A 6,278-nucleotide genomic window follows, 5' to 3' on the forward strand; every position below is an offset into this window, starting at 1 on the left:
TCGCATCGTCTGGACTCCTTGTTGAGCGAGCAGTCAGTATCTACAACGATGCTCCTGAATGCCAGGTTTTATGGGAGCGAAATTCAACAGCCTGCTAGCGCCCCGCAACGCGTTCCCGATCAGGCCTCTTTGGCCTGGGCGAGCAGCGTGTCTGCGTCGCTGACTTCAAACTGCCCCGGCCCTTCGACATTAAGGGTGCGCACCACACCATCCTTGACGAGCATGGAATACCGGTTGCTGCGCAGGCCCAGGCCACGCGCGGTCAGATCCAGCGTCAGGCCCGTCGCCTGCGCAAATGCCGCACTGCCGTCGGCCAGCATCCGGACCTTGCTCCCGGTCTTCTGATCACGCGCCCATGCGCCCATCACAAAGACGTCGTTGACGCTCAGACACCAGATCTCGTCGACAGCCGCGGCCTTGAGCTCGTCGTAACGCTCAACATAACCCGGCACATGCTTGGCCGAGCACGTCGGCGTGAAAGCACCCGGCACCGCGAACAGCGCAATGGTCTTGCCCGCGCTGGCCTGGGCGGTGTCCACCGGATTCGGACCGATGCTGCACCCGTTGCCCTCGACCTCGCTGAACTCCATCAGCGTCATGGCGGGAATCTTGTCGCCAACCTGGATCATGAAAATCTCCTCATCACTGTGACTGGGCCTTCGCCCGGGGTGGGCCGCCGGGACCCGAAAATGAAAAAAGCGACCGAGATTCTCGGTCGCTTTTCGGCAGTCTGCTGGCCCGGGGGCCGAACAGGCTTACACCAGCGCAGCCTTTTGGACCAGGCGGGTAGCCACCCAGTTCTTGGTCTTGGACAGCGGACGGCTTTCGGTGATCTCGATCAGGTCACCCATCTTGTAGTCACCGTTTTCGTCATGAGCGTGGTACTTGCTCGACTTGATCACGATCTTGTCATAGATGGGGTGCTTGACGCGGCGCTCAACCAGCACGGTCACGGTCTTGGCACGCTTGTCGCTCACCACCTTGCCAACCAGGGTGCGCTTGAGGGATGTTTTGGCTTCCGTCATTTCGTCACTCCTTACTTGGCGGCGCGTTGCTTCTCGGCCAGAACGGTCTTGGCACGAGCGATGGCGCGGCGGGTGTCGCCCAGCGTGGCGGTGTTGTTCAACTGTTGCGTGGCCTTCTGCATGCGCAGGCCGAAATGGGCCTTTTGCAGCGATTTCACTTCGGCCTCCAGGCCGGCCACATCCTTCTGGCGCAGTTCAGTAGCTTTCATCAATGTTCTCCTGAATCACTGACCCAGCATGCGCGCCACGAAGGTGGTGCGCAGGGGAAGTTTGGCCGCAGCCAGGGCGAAGGCTTCGCGAGCAAGTTGCTCGGGCACGCCAACGATTTCGTACAGCACCTTGCCAGGCTGGATTTCAGCCACGTAGTACTCCACACCACCCTTGCCGTTACCCATACGGACTTCGGCGGGCTTCTTCGAGATCGGCTTGTCGGGGAACACGCGGATCCAGATGCGGCCACCACGCTTGACGTGGCGGGAAATCGCACGACGAGCGGCTTCGATCTGACGGGCCGTCAGACGGCCGCGGTCGGTGGACTTCAGGCCGAAGTCACCGAACGCCACGGTCGCGCCACTGGTGGCGACGCCCGTGTTGCGGCCCTTTTGCTCTTTACGGTATTTGCGACGAGCAGGTTGCAGCATGTTTATTCTCCTTTGCCGTCCGCAGGTGCCCCTGCGGGTGCGTCTTTGCGAACGCGCTTAACGGCGGGTTTGTCGGTCGCCTCGGCAGGCTTGTCGCTGCCATCTGCCGGCGCAGCGTTGCCGCCACGGCGCACAGCGGCACGGGCAGCCGGGCCAGCCGGACGCTCGCGGCGCGGGCCGCGCGGACGGCGCTCTTCGCCTTCGGGGCGCGGCGTGCTGTCCAGCGAAGGCGCGTCATTCCGGCCCAGGGTGTCACCCTTGTAGACCCACACCTTCACGCCGATGATGCCGTAGGTGGTCTTGGCTTCGGAGGTACCGTAATCGATGTCGGCGCGCAGGGTGTGCAGCGGCACACGACCTTCGCGATACCACTCGGTACGGGCAATTTCGATGCCGTTCAGACGACCGGAAGACATGATCTTGATGCCCTGGGCACCCAGACGCATGGCGTTCTGCATGGCGCGCTTCATGGCGCGGCGGAACATGATGCGCTTTTCGAGCTGCTGGGTGATCGAGTCGGCGATCAGCTTGGCATCGATTTCGGGCTTGCGCACTTCTTCGATGTTGACGGCAACCGGCACGCCGAGCTTGACGGCCAGATCCTTCTTCAGCTTCTCGATGTCCTCGCCCTTCTTGCCGATCACCACACCCGGACGGGCCGAGTAGATGGTGATGCGGGCGTTTTTGGCCGGACGCTCGATCACGACGCGCGAAACGGCGGCGTTCTTGAGCTTTTCCTTGAGGTACTCGCGCACCTTGATATCTTCGGCCAGCATGCCGGCGAAGTCACGGTTGTTGGCATACCAACGGCTGGCCCAGTTGCGGGAAACAGCCAGGCGGAAGCCGGTCGGGTTGATTTTCTGTCCCATGTTCCAGTGACCTCTTCAGTTGCCGACCGTCACGTAGATGTGACACGTGGGTTTGCTGATGCGGTTGCCGCGGCCCTTGGCGCGGGCCGTGAAACGCTTGAGCGTGGTGCCTTGCTCGACGTAGATGGTCTTGACCTTCAGTTCGTCGATGTCAGCGCCGTCGTTGTGCTCGGCGTTGGCGATGGCCGACTCGAGCGCCTTCTTGACGATGCCAGCGGCCTTCTTCTGCGTGAAGGCCAGGATGTTCAGAGCCTGGTCGACCTTCTTGCCGCGAATCAGGTCGGCCACCAGACGGCCCTTGTCCACCGACAGGCGCACGCCGCGGACGACACAGCGGGTTTCAGTAGTCATGATGGTGATCCTTACTTCTTGGCTTTCTTGTCGCCCGGATGGCCCTTGAAGGTGCGCGTCAGGGAGAACTCGCCGAGCTTGTGACCGACCATCTGGTCGGTGATGTAGACCGGCACGTGCTGCTTGCCGTTGTGCACGGCAATCGTCAGACCGATGAACTCGGGCAGGATCATGGAGCGGCGCGACCAGGTCTTGACCGGCTTCTTGTCCTTGGTGGACACGGCCTTTTCGACCTTGGCCAGCAGGTGGTGGTCAACGAAGGGACCTTTTTTGAGAGAACGAGTCATTTCGTCAACCCCTTACTTCTTGCGACGCGAGACGATCATCGACTGCGTGCGGCGGTTGTTGCGGGTGCGGTAGCCCTTGGTCAGGTTGCCCCACGGATCCACCGGAGCGCGGCCTTCGCCGGTCTTGCCTTCACCACCACCGTGCGGGTGGTCGATCGGGTTCATGGCGGTACCACGAACCGTCGGGCGAATGCCCATGTGGCGCTTCACGCCGGCCTTGCCGATCTGGCGCAGGCTGTGCTCGGTGTTGGAAACTTCACCGATGGTGGCGCGGCAGTCCACGTGGATCTTGCGCACTTCGCCCGAACGCATACGGACCTGGGCGTAGATGCCTTCACGGGCCAGCAGCACGGCAGAGGCACCGGCCGAACGCGCGATCTGCGCACCCTTGCCGACTTGCAGCTCGATGCAATGGATCGTCGAACCCACAGGGATGTTGCGGATCGGCAGGGTGTTGCCCACGCGAATGGGCGACTCAGCGCCAGACAGCAGCGTGGCACCGACTTCAACGCCGCGCGGGGCGATGATGTAGCGGCGCTCGCCATCGGCATAACACAGCAGCGCAATGTGCGCCGTGCGGTTCGGGTCGTACTCGATGCGTTCGACCTTGGCCGGGATGTTGTCCTTGTTGCGACGGAAGTCCACCACACGGTAATGGTGCTTGGCACCACCACCCTTGTGGCGCACCGTGATGTGGCCGTTGTTGTTGCGGCCAGACTTCTGGTGCTGGGGTTCCAGCAGCGGCGCAAAACCGTCGCCCTTGTGCAGGTGGTCGCGCGTGACCTTCACCATGCCGCGACGGCCTGGCGAAGTTGGTTTCATCTTGATGACTGCCATGATCAGACGGCCTCCCCACCGAAGTTCAGCTCTTGACCCTCAGCCAGCGTCACGTACGCCTTGCGCACGTGATCACGGCGGCCCACGGTCTTGCCGAAGCGCTTGGTCTTGCCCTTTTGGTTGAGCACGGAAACGCCTTTGACCTGGACCTTGAACAGCAGTTCGACGGCGGCCTTGATCTCGGGCTTGGTAGCGTCCTGCAGCACCTTGAACAGCACGGCATTGGACTTTTCGGCAGCCTGCGTGGCCTTCTCGGACACGATCGGTGCCACGAGGACCTGCATCAGGCGACCTTCATCGAATTGGGCGGCGCTCATGCGAACATCTCCTTGAGCTGGTCGATGGCACCCTTGGTGACGATCACCTTCTTGAAGTGCACCAGCGACACCGGATCGGCGTAACGGGGCTCGACCACCAGCACATTGGGCAGGTTGCGCGAGGCCAGGTACAGGTTCTCGTCGACTTCCTCAGCGATGACCAGAACGTGGTTCAGGTTCATGGCCTTGAACTTGGCGGCGAGCGGCTTGGTCTTGGGCGAATCGACCTTGATCGAGTCCACCACGGCCAGGCGGCCTTCACGGGCCAGTTGCGAGAAGATGGAGGCCATGCCGGCGCGGTACATCTTCTTGTTCAGCTTCTGGGTGAAGTTTTCGTCCGGGCTGTTCGGGAAGATACGGCCGCCCCCACGCCACAGCGGGGAAGACGTCATACCAGCACGAGCGTTGCCGGTGCCCTTTTGCTTGAACGGCTTCTTGGTCGAGTGCTTGACCATTTCCCGGTCTTTTTGCGCACGCGTACCTTGACGGGCATTGGCCTTGTAGGCCACCACCAGCTGGTGGATCAGCGATTCGTTGTAGTCACGACCGAACACGGTCTCAGGCACGTCCAGCTTGGACGCGGCTTGACCCTGGTCGTTCAGGAGTTCGACTTGCATCAATGGGCTCCTCAGGCTTGCTTGGCCTTGACGGCAGGGCGAACGGTCACGAAACCGCCCTTGGAACCGGGGATGGCGCCTTTGATCAGCAGCAGCTGACGGGCTTCATCCACGCGGAACAGGTCCAGGTTCTGGATGGTCTTGGTCTCATCGCCCATGTGACCGGTCATCTTCTTGCCCGGGAACACGCGGCCCGGATCCTGGGCCATGGAGATGGAGCCCGGCACGTTGTGCGAACGGCTGTTACCGTGCGACGCGCGCTGCGAGCTGAAGTTGTGACGCTTGATGGTGCCGGCGTAGCCCTTACCGATCGAGGTGCCTTGCACGTCGACCTTCTGGCCCGCAGCGAACACGGCATTGGCTGCCACGGTGGTGCCCGGCTGGTACTGGGCGGCCACTTCGGCGGTCACGCGGAATTCCTTGATGACTTCACCCGCTTCGACACCGGCCTTGGCCAGATGGCCCGCTTCGGGCTTGGTGACGCGGGAGGCGCGACGCTGGCCGAAAGTGACCTGCAGCGCATCGTAGCCGTCGTTGGCTTCGGTTTTGACTTGTGTCACACGGTTGTTCGACACATCCACCACCGTGACAGGCACTGCGTCCCCGTCATCGGTGAACAGACGCATCATGCCCACCTTGCGACCCAACAACCCGAGGGAGTTGCTAAGACTCATTGTTTTCTCCGTTCCCGACTTCAATTGGCCGGGGCTGATGTTGGCCTGGCCAGCCCAAAGGCTTCCAGGTCGGGGTCGACACATCGCGTTCTCAACGAACCCGCCGCATCGGCATGCGAAAAATCCGGTCCAAAGACCGGAAAGCCCGCCAGTATAACCAGTGGGCTTTTTTTGTGCAAGGCCCGGCCGTCGCCGGTCAGGCCACCCAGTGTTACTGGAGCTTGATTTCGACGTCGACGCCGGCCGGCAGATCCAGCTTCATCAGAGCGTCGACCGTCTTGTCGGTCGGGTCGACGATGTCCATCAGACGCTGGTGCGTGCGGATTTCGAGCTGATCGCGGCTGGTCTTGTTGACGTGCGGCGAACGCAGGATGTCGAAACGCTTCATGCGGGTCGGCAGGGGCACCGGACCCTTGACGATCGCACCGGTACGCTTGGCGGTGTCGACAATTTCGGCAGCGGACGTGTCGATCAGCTTGTAATCGAACGCTTTCAGGCGGATGCGGATCTTTTGCTTGGTGGACATGGTTGTTCCTTAGGCAATGATCTTGGCCACGACGCCAGCGCCGACGGTACGGCCGCCTTCACGGATGGCGAAGCGCAGACCTTCTTCCATGGCGATGGGGGCGATCAGCTTGACGGTGATCGACACGTTGTCGC

At 61.9% G+C, this 6,278-nt stretch carries 13 protein-coding genes; all 13 read right to left on the reverse strand.

The annotated features are described in order from the left end of the window. Nucleotides 1-119: 119 nt before the first annotated feature. Nucleotides 120-629: a peroxiredoxin gene (locus QQK43_RS22445; RefSeq protein WP_284309532.1), complete on the reverse strand. Its 510-nt coding sequence runs from the start codon at nt 627-629 to the stop codon at nt 120-122. Between the two features lie 126 nt (nt 630-755). Further along, nucleotides 756-1,025 (reverse strand): 30S ribosomal protein S17, encoded by a 270-nt coding sequence (gene rpsQ, locus QQK43_RS22450; RefSeq protein WP_234267115.1) that lies wholly within the window; start codon nt 1,023-1,025, stop codon nt 756-758. Between the two features lie 11 nt (nt 1,026-1,036). Next, entirely contained in the window at nt 1,037-1,237 is a 201-nt protein-coding gene (gene rpmC / locus QQK43_RS22455) for a 50S ribosomal protein L29 (RefSeq protein ID WP_234267116.1), read from the reverse strand. A gap of 12 nt (nt 1,238-1,249) precedes the next feature. Then, nucleotides 1,250-1,666, reverse strand: a complete 417-nt coding sequence (gene rplP, locus QQK43_RS22460; RefSeq protein ID WP_234267117.1) for a 50S ribosomal protein L16 — start codon at nt 1,664-1,666, stop codon at nt 1,250-1,252. A 2-nt stretch (nt 1,667-1,668) separates the two neighbouring features. Then, a complete protein-coding gene (gene rpsC / locus QQK43_RS22465; protein WP_284309533.1) occupies nt 1,669-2,535 on the reverse strand; it encodes a 30S ribosomal protein S3 in 867 nt (288 codons plus the stop codon). 15 nt (nt 2,536-2,550) lie between these two features. After that, nucleotides 2,551-2,886, reverse strand: a complete 336-nt coding sequence (rplV, locus tag QQK43_RS22470) for a 50S ribosomal protein L22 (protein WP_234267120.1) — start codon at nt 2,884-2,886, stop codon at nt 2,551-2,553. A gap of 11 nt (nt 2,887-2,897) precedes the next feature. Beyond that, nucleotides 2,898-3,173 (reverse strand): 30S ribosomal protein S19, encoded by a 276-nt coding sequence (gene rpsS / locus QQK43_RS22475; RefSeq protein ID WP_234267121.1) that lies wholly within the window; start codon nt 3,171-3,173, stop codon nt 2,898-2,900. 12 nt (nt 3,174-3,185) lie between these two features. Continuing rightward, complete coding sequence (gene rplB / locus QQK43_RS22480) at nt 3,186-4,010, reverse strand: 50S ribosomal protein L2 (RefSeq protein ID WP_234267122.1); 825 nt, start codon at nt 4,008-4,010, stop codon at nt 3,186-3,188. A gap of 2 nt (nt 4,011-4,012) precedes the next feature. Next, nucleotides 4,013-4,327, reverse strand: coding sequence for a 50S ribosomal protein L23 (gene rplW, locus QQK43_RS22485; protein WP_234267124.1), 315 nt, complete (start codon nt 4,325-4,327; stop codon nt 4,013-4,015). Continuing rightward, on the reverse strand, nt 4,324-4,944 hold the full coding sequence (gene rplD, locus QQK43_RS22490) for a 50S ribosomal protein L4 (RefSeq protein ID WP_284309534.1): 621 nt from the start codon (nt 4,942-4,944) through the stop codon (nt 4,324-4,326). Before rplD ends, rplW begins: the two co-directional genes overlap by 4 nt. Nucleotides 4,945-4,955: 11 nt before the next feature. Continuing rightward, on the reverse strand, nt 4,956-5,618 hold the full coding sequence (gene rplC / locus QQK43_RS22495) for a 50S ribosomal protein L3 (protein WP_234267127.1): 663 nt from the start codon (nt 5,616-5,618) through the stop codon (nt 4,956-4,958). A 211-nt stretch (nt 5,619-5,829) separates the two neighbouring features. Continuing rightward, nucleotides 5,830-6,144 carry a 30S ribosomal protein S10 gene (gene rpsJ, locus QQK43_RS22500; RefSeq protein WP_066157716.1) on the reverse strand — a complete coding sequence of 105 codons (315 nt, stop codon included), beginning with the start codon at nt 6,142-6,144 and terminating at the stop codon, nt 5,830-5,832. Between the two features lie 9 nt (nt 6,145-6,153). After that, on the reverse strand, nt 6,154-6,278 hold a 125-nt coding region (locus tag QQK43_RS22505), incomplete at its 5' end, for an EF-Tu C-terminal domain-related protein (protein WP_479723912.1).

It is taken from the genome of Hydrogenophaga electricum (assembly GCF_030160815.1).
Classification (GTDB): domain Bacteria; phylum Pseudomonadota; class Gammaproteobacteria; order Burkholderiales; family Burkholderiaceae_C; genus Hydrogenophaga; species Hydrogenophaga electricum.

Bases quoted from the DNA above. Each gene is read 5' to 3' on its own strand.
- QQK43_RS22445 (WP_284309532.1), bottom strand. From the start codon at position 629: ATGATCCAGGTTGGCGACAAGATTCCCGCCATGACGCTGATGGAGTTC.
- rpsQ (WP_234267115.1), bottom strand. From the start codon at position 1,025: ATGACGGAAGCCAAAACATCCCTCAAGCGCACCCTGGTTGGCAAGGTG.
- rplP (WP_234267117.1), bottom strand. From the start codon at position 1,666: ATGCTGCAACCTGCTCGTCGCAAATACCGTAAAGAGCAAAAGGGCCGC.
- rpsC (WP_284309533.1), bottom strand. From the start codon at position 2,535: ATGGGACAGAAAATCAACCCGACCGGCTTCCGCCTGGCTGTTTCCCGC.
- rplV (WP_234267120.1), bottom strand. From the start codon at position 2,886: ATGACTACTGAAACCCGCTGTGTCGTCCGCGGCGTGCGCCTGTCGGTG.
- rpsS (WP_234267121.1), bottom strand. From the start codon at position 3,173: ATGACTCGTTCTCTCAAAAAAGGTCCCTTCGTTGACCACCACCTGCTG.
- rplB (WP_234267122.1), bottom strand. From the start codon at position 4,010: ATGGCAGTCATCAAGATGAAACCAACTTCGCCAGGCCGTCGCGGCATG.
- rplW (WP_234267124.1), bottom strand. From the start codon at position 4,327: ATGAGCGCCGCCCAATTCGATGAAGGTCGCCTGATGCAGGTCCTCGTG.
- rplD (WP_284309534.1), bottom strand. From the start codon at position 4,944: ATGCAAGTCGAACTCCTGAACGACCAGGGTCAAGCCGCGTCCAAGCTG.
- rplC (WP_234267127.1), bottom strand. From the start codon at position 5,618: ATGAGTCTTAGCAACTCCCTCGGGTTGTTGGGTCGCAAGGTGGGCATG.
- rpsJ (WP_066157716.1), bottom strand. From the start codon at position 6,144: ATGTCCACCAAGCAAAAGATCCGCATCCGCCTGAAAGCGTTCGATTAC.